At 64.1% G+C, this 20,661-nt stretch carries 19 protein-coding genes; 12 read left to right on the top strand and 7 right to left on the bottom strand.

Annotated elements, in window-relative coordinates:
- The first annotated feature begins 69 nt into the window (after nucleotides 1-69).
- Genes G5B40_RS11045 through G5B40_RS11065 form a run of 5 tightly spaced genes read left to right on the top strand, consistent with a single transcriptional unit; the run spans nucleotide 70 to nucleotide 5,410 of the window.
- A complete protein-coding gene (locus G5B40_RS11045; RefSeq protein ID WP_246209474.1) occupies nucleotides 70-852 on the top strand; it encodes a glycosyltransferase family 2 protein in 783 nt (260 codons plus the stop codon).
- On the top strand, nucleotides 845-1,816 hold the full coding sequence (locus tag G5B40_RS11050) for a glycosyltransferase family 2 protein (protein WP_165098491.1): 972 nt from the start codon (nucleotides 845-847) through the stop codon (nucleotides 1,814-1,816). The genes G5B40_RS11045 and G5B40_RS11050 overlap by 8 nt, the downstream gene beginning before the upstream one ends.
- A gap of 34 nt (nucleotides 1,817-1,850) precedes the next feature.
- Nucleotides 1,851-2,972, top strand: coding sequence for a glycosyltransferase family 4 protein (locus tag G5B40_RS11055; RefSeq protein WP_246209846.1), 1,122 nt, complete (start codon nucleotides 1,851-1,853; stop codon nucleotides 2,970-2,972).
- A gap of 28 nt (nucleotides 2,973-3,000) precedes the next feature.
- The gene (locus tag G5B40_RS11060) at nucleotides 3,001-4,137 is read left to right on the top strand and encodes a glycosyltransferase family 4 protein (RefSeq protein WP_165098495.1); all 1,137 of its coding nucleotides are present in this window, start codon (nucleotides 3,001-3,003) and stop codon (nucleotides 4,135-4,137) included.
- A gap of 40 nt (nucleotides 4,138-4,177) precedes the next feature.
- Nucleotides 4,178-5,410, top strand: coding sequence for a right-handed parallel beta-helix repeat-containing protein (locus G5B40_RS11065; RefSeq protein WP_165098497.1), 1,233 nt, complete (start codon nucleotides 4,178-4,180; stop codon nucleotides 5,408-5,410).
- A gap of 335 nt (nucleotides 5,411-5,745) precedes the next feature.
- Here G5B40_RS11065 and scpA read toward each other — a convergent pair whose 3' ends face one another.
- The gene (gene scpA / locus G5B40_RS11070) at nucleotides 5,746-7,878 is read right to left on the bottom strand and encodes a methylmalonyl-CoA mutase (protein WP_165098500.1); all 2,133 of its coding nucleotides are present in this window, start codon (nucleotides 7,876-7,878) and stop codon (nucleotides 5,746-5,748) included.
- Between the two features lie 322 nt (nucleotides 7,879-8,200).
- Here scpA and G5B40_RS11075 point away from each other — a divergent pair, with 322 nt between their 5' ends.
- Complete coding sequence (locus G5B40_RS11075) at nucleotides 8,201-8,608, top strand: DUF4174 domain-containing protein (protein ID WP_246209475.1); 408 nt, start codon at nucleotides 8,201-8,203, stop codon at nucleotides 8,606-8,608.
- A 314-nt stretch (nucleotides 8,609-8,922) separates the two neighbouring features.
- Here the strand turns inward: G5B40_RS11075 and G5B40_RS11080 are convergent, their stop codons facing one another.
- Nucleotides 8,923-10,914 carry an acetyl-CoA carboxylase biotin carboxylase subunit gene (locus tag G5B40_RS11080; RefSeq protein ID WP_165098506.1) on the bottom strand — a complete coding sequence of 664 codons (1,992 nt, stop codon included), beginning with the start codon at nucleotides 10,912-10,914 and terminating at the stop codon, nucleotides 8,923-8,925.
- A gap of 250 nt (nucleotides 10,915-11,164) precedes the next feature.
- On the opposite strand from G5B40_RS11080, the gene G5B40_RS11085 reads away from it, so the two are divergent.
- Both G5B40_RS11085 and G5B40_RS11090 read left to right on the top strand, forming a co-directional pair.
- The gene (locus tag G5B40_RS11085; protein WP_165098509.1) at nucleotides 11,165-12,568 is read left to right on the top strand and encodes a choice-of-anchor L domain-containing protein; all 1,404 of its coding nucleotides are present in this window, start codon (nucleotides 11,165-11,167) and stop codon (nucleotides 12,566-12,568) included.
- Nucleotides 12,569-13,231, top strand: coding sequence for a peptidoglycan-binding domain-containing protein (locus G5B40_RS11090; RefSeq protein WP_165098511.1), 663 nt, complete (start codon nucleotides 12,569-12,571; stop codon nucleotides 13,229-13,231).
- Nucleotides 13,232-13,251: 20 nt separating this feature from the next.
- Here the strand turns inward: G5B40_RS11090 and G5B40_RS11095 are convergent, their stop codons facing one another.
- The 5 genes from G5B40_RS11095 to G5B40_RS11115 form a co-directional block, all read right to left on the bottom strand.
- A complete protein-coding gene (locus G5B40_RS11095; RefSeq protein ID WP_165098513.1) occupies nucleotides 13,252-13,479 on the bottom strand; it encodes a hypothetical protein in 228 nt (75 codons plus the stop codon).
- A 115-nt stretch (nucleotides 13,480-13,594) separates the two neighbouring features.
- Nucleotides 13,595-13,939, bottom strand: coding sequence for a hypothetical protein (locus tag G5B40_RS11100; protein ID WP_165098515.1), 345 nt, complete (start codon nucleotides 13,937-13,939; stop codon nucleotides 13,595-13,597).
- A gap of 127 nt (nucleotides 13,940-14,066) precedes the next feature.
- Complete coding sequence (locus G5B40_RS11105; RefSeq protein WP_165098517.1) at nucleotides 14,067-14,468, bottom strand: cupin domain-containing protein; 402 nt, start codon at nucleotides 14,466-14,468, stop codon at nucleotides 14,067-14,069.
- Nucleotides 14,469-14,542: 74 nt separating this feature from the next.
- Nucleotides 14,543-14,998: a hypothetical protein gene (locus G5B40_RS11110; RefSeq protein WP_165098519.1), complete on the bottom strand. Its 456-nt coding sequence runs from the start codon at nucleotides 14,996-14,998 to the stop codon at nucleotides 14,543-14,545.
- Nucleotides 14,999-15,047: 49 nt separating this feature from the next.
- A complete protein-coding gene (locus G5B40_RS11115) occupies nucleotides 15,048-16,580 on the bottom strand; it encodes an acyl-CoA carboxylase subunit beta (protein WP_165098521.1) in 1,533 nt (510 codons plus the stop codon).
- Nucleotides 16,581-16,841: 261 nt separating this feature from the next.
- On the opposite strand from G5B40_RS11115, the gene G5B40_RS11120 reads away from it, so the two are divergent.
- From G5B40_RS11120 to G5B40_RS11135, 4 genes are all read left to right on the top strand, one after another.
- Entirely contained in the window at nucleotides 16,842-17,129 is a 288-nt protein-coding gene (locus G5B40_RS11120) for a putative quinol monooxygenase (RefSeq protein ID WP_165098523.1), read from the top strand.
- Nucleotides 17,130-17,211: 82 nt separating this feature from the next.
- Nucleotides 17,212-17,727 (top strand): SRPBCC family protein, encoded by a 516-nt coding sequence (locus G5B40_RS11125; RefSeq protein ID WP_165098525.1) that lies wholly within the window; start codon nucleotides 17,212-17,214, stop codon nucleotides 17,725-17,727.
- 62 nt (nucleotides 17,728-17,789) lie between these two features.
- Complete coding sequence (locus G5B40_RS11130; protein ID WP_165098527.1) at nucleotides 17,790-18,266, top strand: (2Fe-2S)-binding protein; 477 nt, start codon at nucleotides 17,790-17,792, stop codon at nucleotides 18,264-18,266.
- 10 nt (nucleotides 18,267-18,276) lie between these two features.
- The gene (locus G5B40_RS11135) at nucleotides 18,277-20,652 is read left to right on the top strand and encodes a xanthine dehydrogenase family protein molybdopterin-binding subunit (protein WP_165098529.1); all 2,376 of its coding nucleotides are present in this window, start codon (nucleotides 18,277-18,279) and stop codon (nucleotides 20,650-20,652) included.
- Nucleotides 20,653-20,661 lie beyond the last annotated feature (9 nt).

The following is a 20,661-nucleotide window of genomic DNA, read 5'->3' on the forward strand; positions in this document are numbered from 1 at the left end:
ATGAGCGCGCAAGACCCCCGGCCCCCATCGCTTGGCGTTGTAGCCATCTGCTACAACGAGGAGGAGGACATGCCCGGCTTCCTGGACCATCTGTCCAGCTGGGTGGATGAAATCGTCATCGTCGACGACGGCTCGACGGACAGAACCGAGGCGATTTGCGCCGCCGCGGGACCAAAGGTCCGTTTCCTGCGCCTGCCACGGCGAGAAGGTGAATATTACAGCGACCAGCGCAACAAAGGAATCGACGCGGCCAGAAGCGACTGGCTGCTGCACATGGATATCGACGAACGCGTAACTTCGGATCTCGCCGCCGAAATCCGGCAAGCCATTCGCGATACGGCGAAGGACGGATACAGGTTTCGCCGCCTCAACCACTTCATGCACCGTCCGATGCGTGGCGGCGGCTGGCAAGACTGGAACCTTATCCACCTCGCCCGTCGCGACCTGTTTCGCTTCGGAGGCATGTTTCATGAGACGTGCCATCTCGACGCCCCTAGCGAACGGATCGGACAATTGAAACGCAGGATGATCCATTTTAACGAACATAACTTCGAAAAACGACTGACGAAAAGCGGGGTTTATCTGGAGGAGATTGTAAAAAATATCGAAGATCGTGGAAAGAAGATCAAAGGATGGCTGTTGATTTGGGCGCCAATTAAAGAATTTATCAAGAAGTATTTCTACAAGCTCGGAGTCAGAGATGGCGTCCCGGGCCTGATCTCGGCCCTTCATTCAGCAACTGCGGTATTTCGCGCATACGCCCTGGTTTGGGACAGGCAGAATCGTATCTCGCGAGATGAACTTGAAAGACAGGTCGCCTGGAAGCCGACCGATACATGGTTCGATGGTTGAAGGCGCGCCCGCTGTATCGGTCGTGATCCCGACACATAACCGGGCGCATCTGATTTGTGACGCGCTTCGGAGCGTTCAGACCCAGACCTACAGCGACATGGAGATCATCGTCGTGGACGACGGGTCCGACGATGATACCGAGACAACAGTCGCGCGCTGGGCCGGAAGCGCCTCCATTCCGCTGCGCTACATCCGGCAGGCGCGCGGCGGCGGGAATGCGGCGCGGAACAGGGGAATCGACGCCGCGAGGGGCCGATATGTCGCGTTCCTCGACAGCGACGACGTCTGGCGGCCTCGAAAGGTCGAAAAACAGATCGCGCTGCTCAAGGCGCTGCCGGGCTATGGCGCGGTCTACACCGGCCTGCGCGAAGTCGAGGTGGAAAGCGGCGCCGTGATCGCGGCGCCCCAACACGCCTATCCGGAGGGCGACCTGCTTCGCGCGCTTCTGGTGCGGGACGCCACCGCGCCGACATCGACCTACCTTATCGAGAAGCGGCTGCTGCAGGAGGCCGGATGCTTCGACCTCGAACTGGCCGCGCGTCAGGACTGGGACATGTGGATCCGGATCGCCCAGCGAACGAAAATCGGCTGCGTGCCCGAGGCCCTTGTCGATCTTCGCCATCATCAGGGGCCGCGCACGGCGTCAGACCCCACAAGAGAGCTGCGCGCGCACCGGCGAATTCTGGAAAAGTACGCGGCGCTTCGGCGCCGCCAAGGCCTGCGCGTGCGCCTGTCGGCGCATGCCGCCTTTCACCGGCGCGCGGGTCGCGTCCATTTCCACTATCTCGACAAGCGCTGGTCCGCCACGGGCCACTACATCCTCGCCATCGCGTTCTGGCCCTTCGCGCTGGATTCATGGGCGGCGCTCCTCGGGGTCGCGTTGCCCGCCGGCCTGCGCAGCCGATTGCGGCGGCGCTGGAACACGGCATTCGGGGGCACGATTCTTGCCATACGCAGCCATTGACCCCCTTCCGGCCGGCGGCGATGGCGTGTTGAACGTGGCCTGTTTCGCCAATCAGTTCGCCGATGCGCAAGGACACGGACTCGCGCGATACGCGCGCGAGCTGTTTTCCTCCCTTCAGGAGCTTGACTGCCTGCGGGTCACGCCGGTTGCCGGATGGTCCGCATTGTCTCCAGATGTCTTGGACGCCCGGCGACGGGAAGTCGGCCTCAAGCTGACCGGGCTGGGGCGGCGGGGAACATCGCTCCTCTGGACCTTTCTCGACTTTCCGACGCTCGAGTCGCGCCTCGACGCTCGGGTGGATGTGGTTCATGCCGTGTCGCTCGGCTACCCTGTAGCCACGAGAAAGCCCTTTGTCGTCACGATTCACGATCTCGGACCGCTCACCCATCCGGAATTTTTCGGGAATACCCGTCCATGGGTCATGAAACGCAGCCTCGATCAGGCTGTCCGCAAAGCCGATGCGATCGTATGCGTGTCGCAATCCACCGCTGATGAAGTTCGGGATTATGTCGGCCCGGCGGTCGACGGACGGCTGCGCGTTGTGTTGGAGGGGGTCTCGGAACGGTTCTTCGCGCCCGCGGACCCGACGCTTCTCGCCGGTCTGGACCTGCCGCCCGAGGATACGCCCTTCATACTCTCGGCGGGAGCGGTCAGCCCGCGAAAGAACCTGCATGGGCTGTTGAGCGCGATGGCGCTTGCCTTGGACAGCATCCCCCATCATCTGGTCCTTGTCGGCGGGGACGGATGGGACGGCGGCCAGTTCGAAAGGATGCTTGAGACGCCCGCGCTTCGCGGCCGTGTGCACCTCACCGGTTATGTTTCGGATGGCGCGCTCCGGGCGCTCTATCAGGCCGCGGCGCTCTATGTTCATCCCTCGCTCTACGAGGGTTTTGGACTTCCGGTTCTGGAAGCCATGGCCAGCGGAACGCCGGTCGTATCTTCTGACAGGACTTCGCTGCCCGAAGTCGTGGGCTCGGCGGGGCGCCTGTCGGACGCCGCCAATCCCGAAACATTGGCTGGGGATATCGTCGCCATGTGCAATGCGGGAGAGCGGCGCGCCAAAATCATCCAGGAAGGCAGGGCGCACGCGGCGCGCTTTCGCTGGCCGACCTGCGCCCGCGCCATGGCGGAAATATATCGGGAGGTCTCATGCTGAAGGTCTCGCTTGCAGCGAACGTGATCGAATGAAGATCGTCGTCACCGCCAATACGTCCTTCAATCTCGTGAATTTTCGCTCGGGGTTCATCCGCGCGTTGCAACACGAGGGCCATGAGGTCATCGCCCTCGCGCCATTCGACGAATGCACGGACGCGGTGCGCACGGAACTGGGCTGCAGGATCGTCGAGCTGAAACTCGACCGTCGGGGAACGTCGCCGCCGCGCGAGGTCGCCTCCCTTTTCGCCATGTTCAGGGCGATCAGGCGGATCAGACCGGACATCATATTCAGCTATACGATCAAGAATAACCTGTATGGCGGCATGGCCGCCCGGCTGACCGGCACGCCGATCATCCCAAACATCACAGGACTCGGCACGTTGTTTTCCAGTAACGGCGCTCTGACCGCGTTCGCGGGCGCCATGTATCGTCAGTCCTTCCGAACAGCGCCGGTCGTCTTCTTCCAGAATCTGGAGGACCGCGATGAATTCATTCGGATGCGAGCGATTTCGGCCGAAAAAGCCAGGCTTCTGCCGGGCTCGGGCGTTGACCTGGAGCGATTTTCCGTCTCTCCGCCGCCCAGCCGTCCAGATGCGCCCGTTTTCCTTCTGATCGGAAGGCTCCTGTGGGAAAAGGGGGTCGGTCAGTTCGTCGAGGCCGCACGGCAGGTTCGTGCGGTCTGCCCCGGAGCTGAATTCAGGATCGCCGGCGGGCTTGAGGCGCCGAGTTCGGCGGCGATCCCCGAAAAGACCGTCGCGGAGTGGGTCGACGAAGGAATAATCGACTATCTTGGGCAGGTCCGCGACGTGCGGCCAGCCCTGCGAGACGCAACCTGCGTGGTCTTGCCGACCTATTACCGTGAGGGCACGCCGCGCTCGCTTCTCGAAGCGGCTGCCTGCGGTCGGCCTGTCATCACCACGGACACCGCCGGGTGCCGCACTGTCGTCCGAGATCATGTGACCGGCTATCTGATTGCGCCGAAGAACAGCGACGATCTCGCCAGAGCCATGGCCGCCATCGCGCGCGCGTCGCCCGCCGAACTGACGGCGATGGGAAGCGCCGGGCGCGCGCATATCGAAGAGCATTTCGACGAGCGGATCGTGATCAAAGCCTGTATCGACGCCATGGGCGCGATTGAAAAACGCCCGGAAGTCGGAGTTCGCTGATGTCCACAGAGACATCAAATCGGTTGAGGACGCCAGACAAATGAGAGCTCGAATCAAGTTCAGCGCCCTGATCGGAGTGATCGGTTTCATCGCGATTTCCGGCGCCTACCTCCAGTCGGAGACGCGCCTCCATGGCGCCGTCTATTCCTCTGATCTGGGGTGGAATTCGGGTCAGGATGTTTCTGGGGAGATCGGATCGCTTCTGGCCAATCGGTTCAAGGCTGGCGATACGCTTGTTCTTGAAGACACCTATCAGATCTCGGGGGCGAATCTGCGGCTTCCGAAGGACTTCACGCTGACCGCGGTGGATGGCGGCGGGTTCGATGTCCGGACGAGTGCGAAGGACAGCTCGGCGCTCTTCGTGCTTTCCGACGGGGTGACGATCGACAACATGACCTTCACGGCGATCGACGCGCCGGGAACGGGGTATCGCGGGGCGAACCCGCAATCGGGGACGGATTATCACGCCAAGCGGGTGCTGGTCGTCGATGGCGACGACGTGACCATCGAGGACAGCGCCTTCACCGGCAACGTGGCGATGCATGTGGACGTTCCGGGCGGCGACGACCTGACGATCCGGAGCAGCTATTTCGAGGGCGGCTTCTACCAGGTGCGGCTTGTGGGCGGCGCCGACGACGCGCGCATCCTGAGCAGCCATTTCCGGAAATCCCTCGGCGACGGGATCAAGACGGAAGGCGACAACACCGACCACGGCCCGCAGCGCATGCAGGTGATCGACAGCTTCTTCGATCACAACGCGCGCGACGGGATCGACACCGCCGGCGGCTTCCGGGACGGCCATGTCCAGAACAGCGTGTTCTATGGCAATGGCGTCAGCGGCATGGACATCAAGAGCCTGTATTACGACAGCGGAGATCTGAACCCGACCAAGATGAACTCCGGGATCGTCGTGGAAGGCAGCCAGTTCATCAACAGCCCGAACGGCGTCGTCGTCACCGTGCTCGACCGGGGGAACGTACTGACGGCGGCGAATGTCGACGCCATCCCGCACGACATCCACGTCACCGACAGCATCTTCGAGAACACCTCGCCGACGGCCGGCATGCGGGCCTTCCTGGTCAAGGACGGCTACGACATCACCTGGGACGACCTGACCTTCAACGGCGAAGTCGCCGAGCTGCGCTTCATGAAGGCCGAAGTCCCCTTCAACCTCTCCGGCGTCAACGTCCAGGGCGATGTCGCAAATTACGGAGAACCGAGAAATGTCGAGGAAATCGAGAAACTCGGTCGGGGGCGCCGGAAAGGCCGATAGAGCGATTTCAAACGTGAACCGATCCCGCACCCCATGCGGCGGCCCCGGTTGCCCGGAAGCGCGGCGTTCAGGTTTCATGCCCTCGGCCTGAGGTCCAGACCGGCCTGACATCCATAACTTTGATGCTGCGCGTCAAGAGGCGAAAGCGGCCGCCCGGCATGCCTGAAGTCCATCCTCGGCACCCGCGTCGTGACGGCATTCGGCTCCAGTATGTGCTCTCGCGCCCGGTCACGGCGCGTGTCCGGCCTCCATGGTCAAGCCACGGCGAGAGGGTCGCCTGTGAAAACGCCGCCGCGAAGAGACACGACGCGCCTGACCCGAACGCCTCCAGGCCCTCACGCCGCAGAAGGAATCAGCGCCAGAATTTCCTTCGCCGCCGCCGGGATGTTCGTGCCGGGGCCGAAGATCGCCTTCACGCCGGAATCTTTCAGGAATTGATAATCCTGACTGGGGATCACGCCGCCGCAGATCACGATCACGTCCTCCGCTCCCGCGGCGCGCAGCGCCTCGACCAGTTTCGGCGCCAGCGTCATGTGCCCCGCCGCCTGTGACGAGATGCCGACAACATGCACGTCATTATCGACCGCATCCTGCGCCGCCTCCTCCGGTGTCTGAAAAAGCGGCCCGACATCGACGTCGAAGCCGATATCGGCGAAGGCGGTGGCGATCACCTTCGCACCCCGGTCGTGGCCGTCCTGGCCCATCTTCACCACCAGCATCCGGGGGCGGCGCCCCTCGCGCGCCGCGAAATCCTCGACGTCCTTCTGGATCGCGGCGAACCCCGCGTCGCCCTCGTAAGCCGCACCGTAGACCCCCGCCAATGTCTTCACCTCCGCCCGGTGGCGCCCGAAGGCGCGCTCCATCGCATCCGAAATCTCGCCGACCGTGGCGCGCGCCCGCGCCGCCTCCACCGCCAGCGCGAGGAGGTTTCCGCTCCGTTCACGCGCCCCGGTCTCCAGCGACGCGAGCGCGGCGTCGCAACCCTTCTGATCGCGGATCTCGCGCACCTGTTTCAACCGCGCGACCTGCGCGCGCAGCACTTCGGCGTTGTCGATGCTGCGGATCTCGAGGTCGTCCTCCTTTTCGAGCCGGTACTTGTTGACCCCGACGATCACCTCTTCGCCGCGGTCGATCGCCGCCTGCCGCTTCGCCGCGCTCTCCTCGATCCGGAGCTTCGGCATGCCGGAGGCGACGGCTTTGGTCATGCCGCCCATATCGTCAACCTCCTCGATGATCGCCCAGGCGGCGTCGGCCAGCTCCTTCGTCAGGCTCTCGACATAATAGGAGCCGGCGAGCGGATCGACGACATTCGTGATCCCGGTCTCATGTTGCAGGATGAGCTGGGTGTTGCGCGCAATCCGCGCAGAGAAATCCGTCGGCAACGCCAGCGCCTCGTCGAAGCTGTTGGTGTGAAGCGACTGCGTGCCGCCAAGCGCGGCCGACATCGCCTCATAGGCGGTGCGTACGATATTGTTGTACGGGTCCTGCTCGGCGAGGCTGACGCCCGATGTCTGGCAATGGGTGCGCAGCATCTTCGAGCTGTCCTTCTGCGCGCCGAACCCCTCCATTATCCGGTGCCAGAGCAGGCGCGCCGCGCGCAGCTTCGCCGCCTCCATGAAGAAATTCATGCCGATCGCGAAAAAGAAGGAGAGCCTTCCCGCGAACCGGTCGACATCCATGCCGGCGTCGATCGCCGCCTTCACGTATTCCTTGCCGTCGGCCAGCGTGAACGCCAGCTCCTGCGCCAGGTTCGCGCCCGCCTCCTGCATATGGTAGCCGGAGATCGAGATGGAATTGTAACGGGGCATGTTCTCGGCGGTGTAGGCGATGATGTCGCTCACGATCCGCATCGAGGCTTCGGGCGGATAGATATAGGTGTTCCGCACCATGAATTCCTTCAGGATGTCGTTCTGGATCGTGCCGGAAAGATCGGCGAGATCGCAGCCCTGCTCCTGTCCCGCGACGATGAAGCTGGCCAGCACCGGGATCACCGCGCCGTTCATGGTCATGGAGACCGACATCTCCTTCAGCGGGATGCCGTCGAACAGGATTTTCATGTCCTCGACGCTGTCGATCGCGACCCCGGCCTTGCCGACATCGCCGATCACCCGCGGATGGTCGCTGTCATATCCACGATGCGTCGCCAGATCGAAGGCGACCGAAAGCCCCTTCTGCCCGGCCGCCAGCGCCCGCCTGTAGAAGGCGTTCGATTCCTCCGCGGTCGAGAACCCGGCGTATTGCCGGATCGTCCACGGGCGCCCGGCGTACATCGTCGCGCGCGGCCCGCGTGTGAAAGGCGCCAGACCGGGGAGCGTGCCGAGATGGTCCGCGCCCTCGAGATCCGCCTCCGTGTAGAGCGGCTTCACCTCGATTCCCTCCGGCGTCTTCCAGGTCAGGCTCGAAGGGTCGCGTTTCAGCTCCTTCGCGGCGAGCGCGCGCCAGGCGGCAAGGTCCGTGTCGTTCGTCATGTTGGTCTCCTCGGCGCAGGCGCGATCCGCGCGGCGCTACGCTGTTGCTCATCCGGTTCTATACCGTTTTGCGTTCAGATTGAGAGGTTTTGCAATGCGACCGCGTCTATCGCCCCCATCGCCGTCCCGCATCCCCAAGCGCCGGAAGATTCGACGTAGGCGCGATACGCCTTGACCCGCCGGCGGCTCGCTAGGCGGGGCGCAGGGCGTTCACAGCTTCGTCATTGACGGCGCGCGACGCAGCGAACCGCCGCGCTTTACGCATCGGCCTCTCGCATTGCGCGCGGACGCGGTTATGTTCGAAACCATGATAAGACCTTGCATGCACCTCCTCCATGCGCTCGGCGTCATAGCCCTGCTCGCCTCCGGCCCGCTTCACGCGGCGGAGAACCCGCTCGCCGGATATCTTTGGGAGGCGCGGCCCGTCGTTGTATTCGCCGACAGTCCGAAGGACCCGCGCTATCAGAAGCAAATGGAGGATTTCGCACGGCGCGAGCCCGATATCCTCGAGCGCGACGTGGTGCTTCTGACCGATACCGACCCGGCCGCCAACGGCCCGCTCCGCCAGAAACTCCGACCGCGCGGCTTCATGATGGTGCTGATCGGCAAGGATGGCGAGATCAAACTCCGCAGACCGAATCCAATGTCGGTCGATGCGCTAACCCGCCTGATCGATCGGATCCCGCTCCGTCAGCAGGAGATCGACGAGCGCCGACGCCTTCAGGACTGACCGCGCCGAACCGGCGGTCCCAGATCATGACGCGTTCGTCATCATGCACGGGTCGGTCCAGCCAGGCGCCGGTTCGCTGAGCCGCGACGTCAGCGCCTCTTCCGAGGCGAGCCCCCTAAGGAAGGACGCCGCAGGAAGGCCGGTCACATCCCCGAGCGGCGGCGGATAGCGCTGCATGTGGCTGTCCGCGAGCGGCGCCGGCAACAGCGGATAGAGGATCGAGGACGCGGCGGAGGCGTATTCGCCCGCATTGACGCAGTGCGAACTGTTCGGTCCGATCCGGACGCGCCTCCCGAATTGGCGCCGGCGATCACCTATTCAAATTTCATGATGATCTCGTCGACCGCGAGGCTGGCCCCCGCCTCGACGCAGATTTCCGAAACAGTGGATTTTCGCTCCGCCCGCAGCACGTTCTCCATCTTCATCGCTTCGACGGTGCAAAGCGCCTGCCCTTCCTGCACCTCGTCGCCAACCGCAACCCGGATCGAGACGACGAGCCCCGGCATCGGGCAGAGGAGCAGTTTCGAGGTGTCCGCAGCGACCTTCTCGGGCATCAGCGCCGCAAGTTCCGCCTGACGCGGTGTGCGCACATGCACTTTCAGATCGGCGCCGCGGTGCCGGATACGAAATCCGGATACGATCTTGTCGACCTTCAGCGCCAGCCGCTCGCCATCCACCCTGATCACCGCGAGGCTCTTGCCCGGCATCCAGTCGGACACGACGCGATGGCGCCCACCATCCTCGAACCCGACCGTCGCGCCCTCGGGATCAGCGTCAATAGTGACTCGCATCTCCACCCCCTGCAGGGTGACCGACCAGTCGCGCCCGACCTTCCGCTCATGATTCGACATCCGCCCGGAAACCCGCGCCCGGCGAATCTCCGCCACGCGGTGCATCGCCGCCGCCGCCGCCGCGATTTGACGGAGCGTCGCGTCGCCGAGCGTCGCGCCTGCAAACCCGTCGGGCCATTCCTCGGCGATGAAGGCGGTGGTCATTTCGCCGGCGATGAATTTCTGGTGGTCCATGACGGCGGAAAGGAAGGGGAGGTTATGGCCGATCCCTTCAACCTCGAACGAGTCGAGCGCGCCGCGCATCTCATCGATCGCCGCGCTCCGCGTTTCGCCCCATGTGCAGAGCTTGGCGATCATCGGGTCGTAGAACATGGAGATTTCGCCGCCTTCGAACACCCCGGTGTCGTTTCGGACGCGCCCCTCCACCTCTTCCGGCGGGCGATAACGGCTGAGCCGGCCGATCGAAGGCAGGAAGCCGCGATAGGGGTCCTCGGCGTAGAGCCGGCTTTCAAGCGCCCAGCCGTTGATGCTGATATCCGCCTGGCTCATCGCCAGTTTCTCGCCGTTCGCCACGCGGATCATCTGCTCGACAAGATCGATCCCGGTGATCAGTTCGGTCACCGGATGTTCAACCTGAAGCCTCGTGTTCATCTCTAGGAAATAGAAGTTTCGTTCACCATCGACGATGAACTCCACCGTCCCGGCGGAGCAGTAATCGACCGCCTTCGCCAGCGCGACGGCCTGTTCGCCCATCGCCCGCCGCGTCCCGGCGTCGAGAAAGGGCGAGGGCGCCTCCTCGATCACCTTCTGGTTCCGACGCTGGATCGAGCATTCGCGCTCATTGAGCCAGAGGCAGGCGCCATGTTTGTCGCCCAGCACCTGAATCTCGATATGCCGGGGTTGCGTGACGAATTTCTCGATGAAGATGCGGTCATCGCCGAATGACGACGCCGCCTCGTTCTTGGACGATTCGAAGCCTTCACGCGCCTCGTCGTCGTTCCAGGCGATCCGCATCCCCTTCCCGCCGCCGCCGGCCGATGCCTTGATCATCACCGGATAGCCGATATCGCTGGCGATCTTCACAGCTTCCCCGGCATCCGCGATCAGCCCCATATGTCCGGGAACGGTGCTGACCCCAGCCTCCGCCGCCAGCTTCTTGGAGGTGATCTTGTCGCCCATGGCCTCGATGGCGCCGGCCGGCGGGCCGATAAACGCGACGCCCTCCTTCTCCAGCGCCTCTGCGAAAAGGCGGTTCTCGCTCAGAAACCCATAGCCCGGATGCACCGCTTCGGCGCCGGTCTCGCGGATCGCGGCCATGATCTTATCGATGACGATATAGGACTGGTTCGCCGGCGCCGGACCGATATGCACCGCCTCGTCCGCCATCCGCACATGCAGCGCGCCCCGGTCGGCGTCCGAATAGACCGCGACCGTCGCGATCCCCATCTTCTTCGCGGTCTTGATGACCCGGCAGGCGATCTCTCCGCGATTGGCGATCAGGATCTTCTTGAACATCCGGCGGTCCCTCTTGGCTTGATGCGGCGCGGCGCGGCCTCAGTCGGAGACGTCGCCGCCCCCTTTCTATTATTTTCCGCGACCGGGTCCAGCCGCGCCCGTCTCGACACGTTCCGACGCCGCGCGCGCCAGTGTGACATTATGCACAGGAACCGTCTGCGAAAAATATGCTAACAATCTTCGAATGTTTGTCTGTATCCGACCTGTGTCCGACCATCGAGTACGTTAGACACCTTCACTGGGGGACCACATGAGGACCGCATTCTGCTCCGCCGCTGCGGCGTTGGCCGTTGGTGCGCTCGCCGCACCGGCTTCGGCGCTTAGCATTACGGAGACGGACAATGCCGGCGCGCTGGCCAGTTCGCTCTTCATCAACACCGACCTGAGCATCACCAACACCAGCCTGTCCGGCGATTTCGGGCAGGCCGGGCTCTACACCAATCTCGCCGGCACCTACGGGCTGCCGAACGCCGGCATTGTGCTCTCGACCGGCTATGTTTCGGATTACGAGACCGGACCGAACCAGAGCGACAGCACATCGGGCTCCTTCGGCAATTTCGAGCTCGATGACGATGGCGGCGAATCCGAAGGCGGCGGCTCTGGCGGCCCGATCTCGATCGGTGACGAGTTTTTCGGCTCGGCTACGCCGGCGCAGCACGAGCTGCTCAACCCGATCACCGGCGAGAACGAGCATTACGACGTCGTCCAGCTCGATATCGACTTCTTCGCCGAAACCGCGGCGGAGACCGTCACCTTCTTCGCGACCTTCGGCTCGGAGGAGTATCCGGAATTCGTGGACAGCGGCTTCAATGACGGGTTCGGCCTCTACGTCAACGGCCAGAATGTCGCCGGCGCGCTTCAGACGGGCGGGCAGCCGGGCGACGCGCTCCTGCCGATCAACATCGATCATCCAGATTTCGCGCCCATCGAAGGGACCGAGCTGAACGGCGTTCTCGCGCCGAACGGCAGCCCGGTGCTGCGCTTCGACGTGCCGATCAACCCAAGCGCGGCGAACAGTTTCAGCATCATCCTCGCCGACACTGGCGACGACGGTTATGACTCGACGGTCTATCTCTCCAGCTTCTTCGCCAAGCCCGATGATGGCGGCGGCGCCGGCGTCGGCGTCACCGAGTTCGACCCGATCCTGCCGAGCAATCCGCCGGATCCAGAGACAGACGCTTTCGTGATCGAGATTCCCGATGGCGTCAATGCGGGCGAGACCGCGTGGATCGATCCGCCGGTCGCGGTCGGCTACGAGTATGAAGTCAGCGGCGGCGCCGAATTCTCGACCGTGACCGCGCCTTCGCTCGCCACCGTCGCCGACATCGACGGCTACCTGATCACGGTCGGCGCCCAGACGGCGCTCATCGCCGCCGGACAGACGCTCGATTTCTTCGACATTTTCGGTCTGAACCCGACCTTCTTCACGCTGACCGGAATCGACGAGTCGCTGATGCTCGACCCGCTGAACCAGCTCGCCTTCCCGACCGGCGTCAGCTTCACCACTTCGACGTTCCAGACTGTGGTGACAATGACTCCGATCACGGAGAACATGAACGCCGTGCCGCTGCCGGCTTCGATGCTGCTCTATCTCGGCGGTCTCGCCGGGATCGGCTTCGTTGCGCGCCGTCGGCGCATGGTCCGGGCGGCCTGAATGCGAAACGAGCGGAGGGCGCGCATCGCGCCCTCCGTCCTCTCGGGGCGCCGCCCCGCGGGGGCGGTCGTCGGAAGTCTCGCCGTCGCCATGACGGCTTTCCTGCATTTCAGCCCGGCGCGCGCGGCTGACGCCGATGGCGCCTTCGCGATCAAGGATGCGGGGACGCAGACCTGCGGCGCGTTCCTGAAGACTTGGGACGAAGGCAACCGTGATCTCTCGCATTACGCCGGCTGGGTCGCCGGCTACCTTACCGGGCTGAACCAGTTCACCGCCGGCGCCTATGACCTCGCGCCGTGGCAATCGACCGAGACTCTACTGGGCATGACCCGCTCCGCCTGCGGCCAGATGCCGGAGGAGACGCGGTTTCTCGACGCGTTCGCGCGTCTCATCCAGCAGATGGCGCCGATGCGCCTCCCCGCCCCGTCGGATCTTGAAGGGGTTCGGCGCGGCGAGCGCGGCTTCGTGATCTACGAGGACGTGCTCGCGGCGGCGAAGCGCCGGCTCGCGGCCGAAGGATTCGACCCCGGCCCGGCGGAAGCGGAGTTCGACCAGACCGCCTCCGACGCCTTCCTCGCCTTTCAGAAAGCGCATGACCTGGAGGAAACCGGCCTTCCCGATCAAAAGACGCTGTTCAAACTGTTCATCCAGCCGGGTGAGTAAGCCCGACGGTCGGAGCAACCTCAGTCGAGATTGATCTTGCTCGGGTCGCTGACCGCGCCGACGACGGCGCCCGCCGCCGCGCCGACCGCGGCGCCGGCGAGAACCGGCCCGCCGACGATGGCGGTGCCGACAGCGCCCGCCGCCGCGCCGATGCCGCCGCCGGTGAGTGCGCGACGCTCGGGGCTGTGGCCGCAGGCCGTGAGCGCGACGATGATGATGACCCCGGCGACGACATGTTCCAGACGCATGGAATACCCTCCTCAAGGCGCACTATGATCCGAGGGTGTGTATCAGGCGTGAATATGGCGAAAACGTGCGCGCGAATTTCACATCTTCCCTATGGAACTGTCATGTTCCGAAACATCATCGCGGCAGCGCCTCGGGGAAGGATTTTTCGACCTCGGTGAGATCGACGCGCAGCAGCGCTTCGTAGGAGGCCGGGTCGAAGTCGCGCTCCGCCGCGACGATTTCGCGGCCGAACACCCAGGAAAGGCGGCCGGCGTCGAGATTACCGCGCTCGAACGGCTCTTCGCCGTAGAGGTCGATGAGAGAGGCCAGAAAGAAGGCGTCGACTTCGAGATCGGCCTTCTTGCGGTCGGCGTGGCGCGGGCGGGCGGTGAGCGGCGTCACCTTCTTCGCACCGTGGCGAATGGTGAACTGGTGATCGGTGCCGGGAAAGCGGCCGGGCATCCCCTTGTGTTTCAGCATGGCGCGGCCGGCGGATAACCATGGTTATGCATGGTCACGCCCTTGATTCCAAATGAAAACGTATCATTATACCCCATGAGAAACCCGGCGATATGCGCCGCCCCGACTTCGGATTGCGGCCGCGCCATCAGCCCGGCGGCTCCGCGTCATGGGTCGCGAAATCGGCCGGGGAGACGATTTCGAGAAGCTCCAGATCGTCGGAATGGCGAACCTCGCGATGCCTGATGCCGGGCGGTTGAAGGACCGAGGAGCCGGCGCGAAGAAGATGCTCCCCCTCGCCTTCATACTCGAACACCACCCAGCCCTTCAGCACATAGACCATCTGGAAATCCAGATCGTGGGTGTGCCAGGCGCCGGGGCTCTCCATCCCCGGAACCGCGCGGATGACATGGGCGTCATAGGCGCCTTCGGTGGCGGTATGGATGCCTAGTTTCCGGTATTCGAAGAAGGGGCGCAGGCCGGCGCCTTCGAATTTGCCATCGTCCGCATGGGAAATGACGAAAGTCTGGTTCTTGTTGAGTTTTGTCATCTGTTCACCGAACGCTTTCGCTTTGTCGACCGCCGCCACTCTAGGAGCGCGTCATTTCGCCGTTCATCGGTCCGCTACCCGCTAGTCAGGGTTCGAAAGATACCGACCGCAAGCGCGAGCGTCGAGATGAGGAAACCGAGGAGCATCGCCTGAGAGACGATCCGGCTCCTGACGAAGTAGTGCGCGGCCTTGGTGTGGGTCGCGAGATCGCCGGCCATGATCGTATCGATCGATCGCGCCCGCGCATGTGAGAACGCGTAGACAAAACTCGCCGCCGCAGCGCCGACGACAAGGATCCAGAAGGTCATCCGGGCGCCGTCGTGCTCCATCACGTTGACGTCGCCACCGTTTCCGAAGAACTCGACCAGAAAGACGAGCACGCCGACATTGGCGACGATATGGAACTTCGCCTCCTTCGTGTCGCGCTCAGCCGCGGCCCTTCGGCTGAGGTACTTCTCCCGCTCCACATCCGGCTCGATGGAGATTCCGGGGCCCTCCTCCCAGTTCGGATGCGGATCGATTTGCGGCATTCGGGTCGCCTCCAGTTCCGACCGCTGCGACGTTTGCGGCAACCGGCCCTCACAACGGAATGTTATCGTGCTTTTTCCACGGGTTGCTCAGCTTCTTCGTCCTGAGCGCCGCGAAGGCGCGCGCTACCCGGCGGCGGGTCGATTGCGGGCGGATCACCTCGTCGATGAAGCCTTTTTCGGCGGCGACGAAGGGGTTGGCGAAGCGGGCTTCGTAATCCTTCACGCGGCCGGCGATCTTTTCGGGGTCGCCGAGTTCGCTCCGGTAGAGGATCTCGACCGCGCCCTTGGCGCCCATCACCGCGATCTCGGCGGTCGGCCACGCGTAGTTCATGTCGCCGCGCAGATGCTTTGAGGCCATGACGTCATAGGCGCCGCCATAGGCTTTCCTCGTGATGACGGTGACTTTCGGGACCGTCGCTTCTCCGTAAGCAAAGAGCAGCTTGGCGCCGTGCTTGATGACGCCGCCATATTCCTGCCCGGTGCCGGGCAGGAAGCCGGGGACGTCGACAAAGGTCAGGATCGGGATCTCGAAAGCGTCGCAGAACCGGACGAAGCGCGCGGCCTTGCGGGACGAGTCGATATCCAGACAACCGGCGAGGACCATCGGCTGGTTGGCGACGACGCCGATCGTGCGCCCCTCGATGCGGATGAAGCCGGTGACGATGTTCTTCGCGAAGTCCGCCTGAATCTCGAAGAAATCCGCCTCGTCCGCGACTTTCAGGATCAGCTCCTTCATGTCGTAGGGCGTGTTCGGATTGGCGGGGATGAGGGTGTCGAGACTTTCCTCGATCCGCTCCGGGTCGTCGAAGAACGGCCGGACCGGCGGGGTTTCGCGGTTGGAGAGCGGCAGGAAGTCGATCAGCCGGCGGACCTCCGCCAGCGCCTCGACGTCGTTCTCATAGGCGCCGTCGGCGACCGAGGACTTGCGGGTGTGGGTGGAGGCGCCGCCAAGCTCCTCCGCCGTCACCACCTCGTTGGTCACGGTCTTCACCACGTCCGGGCCGGTGACGAACATGTAGGATGAGTCGCGGACCATGAAGATGAAGTCGGTCATCGCCGGGGAATAGACCGCGCCGCCGGCGCAGGGCCCCATGATGACGGAGATCTGCGGCACGACGCCGGAGGCCATGATGTTGTTCTGGAAAACGTCGGCGTAACCGGCGAGCGACGCCACCCCCTCCTGGATCCGGGCGCCGCCGGAATCGTTCAGCCCGATCACCGGCGCGCCGTTGCGGAGCGCCATCTCCTGTATCTTGCAGATTTTCTGCGCGTGCGTCTCCGAAAGCGAGCCGCCGAAGACGGTGAAATCCTGTGAAAAGAGATAGACCATGCGGCCGTTCACCGTGCCCCAACCGGTGACGACGCCGTCGCCGGGGATATGCTCCGCATCCATGCCGAAATCCGTCGCCCGGTGCGCGACGAACATGTCGTATTCCTCGAAGCTGCCCTCGTCGAGCAGCAGTTCGATCCGCTCGCGCGCCGTCAGCTTGCCCTTGGCGTGCTGGCTGTCGATCCGTCGCTGACCTCCGCCAAGACGCGCGGCGGCGCGGCGGCGATCAAGCTCTGCAAGCACATCGGTCATGAGTATCCTCCATATCATCACGGTTTTGCGACGCGGCGGCGGCGACTGCAACTCTCAAAACCGACTAATCGTCAAACGCGGGCGAGCGCATATCGCAGAGAGACGGAGTCGGGGCGCAACATGTGGTTGCGCGACCGGCGGGCGTAAATCCGGCCGGTCTGTTTCGAGCGTTAGAAACTGACCGAATCCACCTTGGCGCCATTGACCTCCGGCGCAAAGCGGGGCCGATTATGGCGCTGCAATTTCGAAGGGAGAGAGGCCATGTCCGTCGTCGTCATTCTGACGCTGAAGGCCGCCGAAGACCAATACGACCAGCTTGCCGCGACGATGCAGGCGATCCTGCCGGACACAGCAAAGCGCGAGGGGGCGGAGCTGATCCGCGCCGCCGGCGACGCAGAGGCGAGAACCGTCACCGTCTACGAGGAATGGGACAGGATCGAAAGCCAGCAGGCCTATATGGCGTGGCGCACCGAACGCGGCGACATCGCCACGCTCGTCGCCATGCTGCGCGAGCCGCCGGAGCTGAAAGTCTTGACGAAGCTGTTCTGAGGCGCAGTTTTCCGCGAATACGCTTGTTCCGGGGAAGCGCTTTCGATTAGCGTTTCACCGGCGAGATCGAGGAGACCCGAACATGCAGCTATCCGGCGCCCGTGTGATATCCGCCCCGCGCGACGTGGTCTGGGCGGCGCTGAACGACGCGGATGTTCTGAAGGCCTGCATCCCGGGATGCACGGAGCTGACGAAAACCTCCGAAACATCGTTCGAGGCGACGGTGAAGCAGAAGGTCGGCCCGGTCTCCGCCACCTTCAAGGGCGTGGTCGAGCTTTCCGAGATCAACGCTCCGGAAAGCTATCGCATCGCGGGCGAAGGCAAGGGCGGCGCGGCCGGCTTCGCCAAGGGCGGCGCCGATGTCCGCCTTGAGGAGAAAGATGGCGGCACCGAGTTGTCCTATGAGGTTGACGCCAAGATCGGCGGCAAGATCGCGCAACTTGGCGCGCGGCTGATCGACGGGTTCGCGAAAAAGATGGCGGACCAGTTCTTCGCGACCTTCCAGAAGGTCGTGGAGGGCGAACCGGACGAGGCGGCGCCGGCGGCTGACGCGCCGGCCGCCGAGAAGAAATCATGGCTCAAGCGCTTCACCGGCTAGGCGCGCGGGCGGAACCGAGATGACGGTCTCTCCGGAGGCCGGGAAGATCCAGGGAGGATGAAATGCCGAAGATTTCCATGACCGTGAATGGCCAGGCGGTATCGGGCGAGGTCGAAGGCCGCACGCTGCTCGTGCAGTTCCTGCGCGAGCATCTCGGCCTGACCGGCACCCATGTCGGCTGCGACACCGCGCAATGCGGCGCCTGCGTCGCAGAGGTGGACGGGGCCAGCGTCAAGACCTGCAACATGCTCGCCGCCGCCGCCGATGGCGCGGAGGTGACGACCATCGAGGGCATGGCGAACGAGGATGGAACGCTCGGCGTGATTCAGCAGGCGTTCCAGGACAATCACGGTCTCCAGTGCGGTTTCTGCACGCCCGGAATGGTGATGACGGCGGCCGATCTTCTGAAGCGCAATCCGAACCCGTCAGAGGCGGAGATCCGCGCCTATCTCGAGGGCAATATCTGCCGCTGCACCGGTTATCACAACATCGTCAAGTCGATCCAGGCGGCGTCAGCCGCGATGGTCGCGGCGGAATAGGGGTGGGATCATGGCTAAAGACAGCGGTATCGGCGCCTCGATCAAGCGGCGCGAGGATGTGCGGTTCCTGACCGGAGCCGGCAATTACACCGACGACATCAACATCGCCGGACAGGCTTACGTCTATTTCCTGCGCTCGACGGTGGCGCATGGAAAGCTGAACGCGGTGAAGACCGAAGCGGCGGCGGCGATGCCCGGCGTCGTCAGGATCTTCACCGGCGCGGATTTCGCCGAGGTCGGCGGCATTCCCTGCGGCTGGCAGATCACTTCGCGCAACGGCGAAGTGATGAAGGAGCCACGCCATCCGGTCCTCGCACATGGCAAGGTGCGCCATGTCGGCGACCCGATCGCGGCGGTGGTGGCGAACAGCCTCGCGGAGGCGCGCGACGCCGCCGAGGCGATCGAGGTGGATATCGAGGACCTGCCCGCCGTCGTCGACATGAAGGCGGCGATCGGAGGCGACGCCCCGGCGGTGCATGAGGAGGCCCCCGACAACATCTGCTACGACTGGGGTTTCGTCGAGGAGAACCGCGAAGCGGTGGATGAAGCGATCAAGGGCGCCCACCACGTCACCACGCTGGAGCTGGTGAACAACCGGCTGATCGCGAACCCGATGGAGCCACGCGTCGCCATCGGAGATTTCAACCGCGCCTCGGGCGAATCGACGCTCTACACCACCAGTCAGAACCCGCATGTCATCAGGCTGCTGATGGGGGCGTTCGTCCTCGGCATTCCGGAGCACAAGCTGCGGGTCATTGCGCCCGATGTCGGCGGCGGATTCGGCACGAAGATTTTCCATTACGCGGAGGAGGCGCTCTGCACCTTCGCGGCGAAAGCGCTGAACCGGCCGGTGAAGTGGACCGCGGACCGTTCCGAGGCGTTCATCTCCGACGCGCATGGACGCGATCATGTCACCAAGATCGAGCTGGCGCTGGACGCGGAAGGCAAGTTCCTCGCCATCCGCACCAACACGCTGGCGAACATGGGGGCGTATCTGAGCACGTTCGCGCCCTCGGTGCCGACCTGGCTGCACGGCACGCTGATGGCCGGCACCTATACGACGCCGTTGATCTACTGCAACGTGAAGGCGGTCTTCACCAATACAGTGCCGGTCGACGCCTATCGCGGCGCCGGACGGCCGGAGGCGACCTTCCAGTTGGAGCGTGTCGTTGACAAGGCGGCGCGCGAGATGGGGATCGACCCGGTGGAGCTCCGCCGGCGAAACTTCATTCCCGCCGACGCCTATCCCTACCAGACCCCAGTCGCGGTGGCCTATGACACAGGCGATTATCACGCGACGATGGACAAGCTGGTCGAGATCGCGGACCTTAAAGGGTTCGAAGCCCGGAAAGCCGAAAGCGCCGCGCGCGGCAAGCTGCGCGGACTTGGAATCGCCTCCTATATCGAGGCCTGCGGCATCGCGCCCTCCAATCTCGTGGGTCAGCTCGGCGCCCGCGCCGGGCTGTTCGAGAGCGCGACGGTGCGGGTCAACGCCGCCGGCGGGATCGTGGTGATGACCGGCAGCCACAGCCACGGGCAGGGCCACGAGACGACCTTCCCGCAGGTCATCGCCGAAATGTTCGGGATGCCGGAGGACATGGTCGAGATCGTCCACGGCGACACCGCGCGCACGCCGATGGGCATGGGCACCTATGGCTCGCGCTCGATCGCGGTCGGCGGCTCCGCCATGGTCCGGGCGGCGGAGAAGATCATCGCCAAGGCGAAGCGCATCGCCTCCCATCTGATGGAGGCGGCGGTCGAGGATGTCGAATTCAAGAACGGCGAGTTCACCGTCGCCGGCACCGACAAGAAGATCGATTTCGCCTCCGTCGCGCTGGCCGCCTACGTGCCGCACAACTATCCGCTCGAGTCGATCGAACCGGGGCTGGAGGAGACGGCGTTCTACGATCCGTCCAACTTCACCTACCCCGCCGGCGCCTACGCCTGCGAGGTGGAGGTCGACCCTGAGACCGGCGTGGTGGATATCCTCGCGTTCACGGCGGCGGACGATTTCGGCAACATCATCAACCCGATGGTCGTTTCCGGCCAGGTTCATGGCGGGATCGGCCAGGGCGTCGGGCAGGCGCTTCTCGAAGGCGCGGTCTATGACTCGAACGGGCAACTCGTCTCCGGCTCATACATGGATTACGCCATGCCCCGGGCCGACGATCTGCCGTCATTCACCGTCGACCATTCATGCCAAACCCCCTGCACCCATAACCCGCTGGGCGTGAAAGGCTGTGGCGAGGCGGGGGCGATCGGCACGCCGCCGACCGTCGTCAACGCTGTGCTCGACGCGCTCAATTCGGGCGGCATAAACGTGCCGCATATCGACATGCCGCTCAGTCCCGCAAGGGTCTGGTCGGCCATCGAAGCGGCGAAGTGAGGAGAAAGA

The organism is Pikeienuella piscinae, from assembly GCF_011044155.1.
Taxonomy (GTDB): domain Bacteria; phylum Pseudomonadota; class Alphaproteobacteria; order Rhodobacterales; family Rhodobacteraceae; genus Pikeienuella; species Pikeienuella piscinae.

Excerpts from the sequence above, each read along its gene's own strand:
- G5B40_RS11045 (WP_246209474.1), top strand. The coding sequence starts at position 70 with ATGCCCGGCTTCCTGGACCATCTGTCCAGCTGGGTGGATGAAATCGTC.
- G5B40_RS11050 (WP_165098491.1), top strand. The coding sequence starts at position 845 with ATGGTTGAAGGCGCGCCCGCTGTATCGGTCGTGATCCCGACACATAAC.
- G5B40_RS11060 (WP_165098495.1), top strand. The coding sequence starts at position 3,001 with ATGAAGATCGTCGTCACCGCCAATACGTCCTTCAATCTCGTGAATTTT.
- G5B40_RS11065 (WP_165098497.1), top strand. The coding sequence starts at position 4,178 with ATGAGAGCTCGAATCAAGTTCAGCGCCCTGATCGGAGTGATCGGTTTC.
- scpA (WP_165098500.1), bottom strand. The coding sequence starts at position 7,878 with ATGACGAACGACACGGACCTTGCCGCCTGGCGCGCGCTCGCCGCGAAG.
- G5B40_RS11075 (WP_246209475.1), top strand. The coding sequence starts at position 8,201 with ATGCACCTCCTCCATGCGCTCGGCGTCATAGCCCTGCTCGCCTCCGGC.
- G5B40_RS11080 (WP_165098506.1), bottom strand. The coding sequence starts at position 10,914 with ATGTTCAAGAAGATCCTGATCGCCAATCGCGGAGAGATCGCCTGCCGG.
- G5B40_RS11085 (WP_165098509.1), top strand. The coding sequence starts at position 11,165 with ATGAGGACCGCATTCTGCTCCGCCGCTGCGGCGTTGGCCGTTGGTGCG.
- G5B40_RS11090 (WP_165098511.1), top strand. The coding sequence starts at position 12,569 with ATGCGAAACGAGCGGAGGGCGCGCATCGCGCCCTCCGTCCTCTCGGGG.
- G5B40_RS11095 (WP_165098513.1), bottom strand. The coding sequence starts at position 13,479 with ATGCGTCTGGAACATGTCGTCGCCGGGGTCATCATCATCGTCGCGCTC.
- G5B40_RS11100 (WP_165098515.1), bottom strand. The coding sequence starts at position 13,939 with ATGCTGAAACACAAGGGGATGCCCGGCCGCTTTCCCGGCACCGATCAC.
- G5B40_RS11105 (WP_165098517.1), bottom strand. The coding sequence starts at position 14,468 with ATGACAAAACTCAACAAGAACCAGACTTTCGTCATTTCCCATGCGGAC.
- G5B40_RS11110 (WP_165098519.1), bottom strand. The coding sequence starts at position 14,998 with ATGCCGCAAATCGATCCGCATCCGAACTGGGAGGAGGGCCCCGGAATC.
- G5B40_RS11115 (WP_165098521.1), bottom strand. The coding sequence starts at position 16,580 with ATGACCGATGTGCTTGCAGAGCTTGATCGCCGCCGCGCCGCCGCGCGT.
- G5B40_RS11120 (WP_165098523.1), top strand. The coding sequence starts at position 16,842 with ATGTCCGTCGTCGTCATTCTGACGCTGAAGGCCGCCGAAGACCAATAC.
- G5B40_RS11125 (WP_165098525.1), top strand. The coding sequence starts at position 17,212 with ATGCAGCTATCCGGCGCCCGTGTGATATCCGCCCCGCGCGACGTGGTC.
- G5B40_RS11130 (WP_165098527.1), top strand. The coding sequence starts at position 17,790 with ATGCCGAAGATTTCCATGACCGTGAATGGCCAGGCGGTATCGGGCGAG.
- G5B40_RS11135 (WP_165098529.1), top strand. The coding sequence starts at position 18,277 with ATGGCTAAAGACAGCGGTATCGGCGCCTCGATCAAGCGGCGCGAGGAT.